The sequence below is a fragment of the Bacteroides caecigallinarum genome (assembly GCF_016901995.1).
Taxonomy (GTDB): Bacteria; Bacteroidota; Bacteroidia; order Bacteroidales; family Bacteroidaceae; genus Phocaeicola; species Phocaeicola cellulolyticus.
The window spans coordinates 1-494 of sequence record NZ_JACJLE010000148.1; the positions used below are offsets into that span (position 1 = coordinate 1).

General features: G+C 49.0%; 1 rRNA gene. It reads left to right on the plus strand.

From position 1 onward, the window contains the following. Window positions 1–494: ribosomal RNA gene (locus tag H6A61_RS15395) — 23S ribosomal RNA — on the plus strand; the annotation flags it as partial.

A 494-nucleotide genomic window follows, 5' to 3' on the forward strand; every position in this document is an offset into this window, starting at 1 on the left:
GATGAAGGACGTGATAAGCTGCGAAAAGTCACGGGGAGGTGCAAATAACCTTTGATCCGTGAATCTCCGAATGGGACAACCCGATATCCTGAAGGGATATCACCTTACTAATGTAAGGGGCTAACGCAGGGAACTGAAACATCTTAGTACCTGCAGGAAAAGAAAATAACAATGATTCCCCCAGTAGTGGCGAGCGAACGGGGAAGAGCCCAAACCGCTTATGTTACGGCATAAGCGGGGTTGTAGGACCACAACGTTGCAAGAAATTTCGTGAGAAGAACGATCTGGAAAGTTCGACCACAGACGGTGACAGTCCGGTATTCGAAGCGAAACGAAGCATAGTGGCATCCTGAGTAGCGCGGAACACGAGGAATTCTGCGTGAACCAGCCGGGACCATCCGGTAAGGCTAAATACTCCCGAGAGACCGATAGTGAACCAGTACTGTGAAGGAAAGGTGAAAAGCACTTCGAACAGAAGAGTGAAATAGTACCTG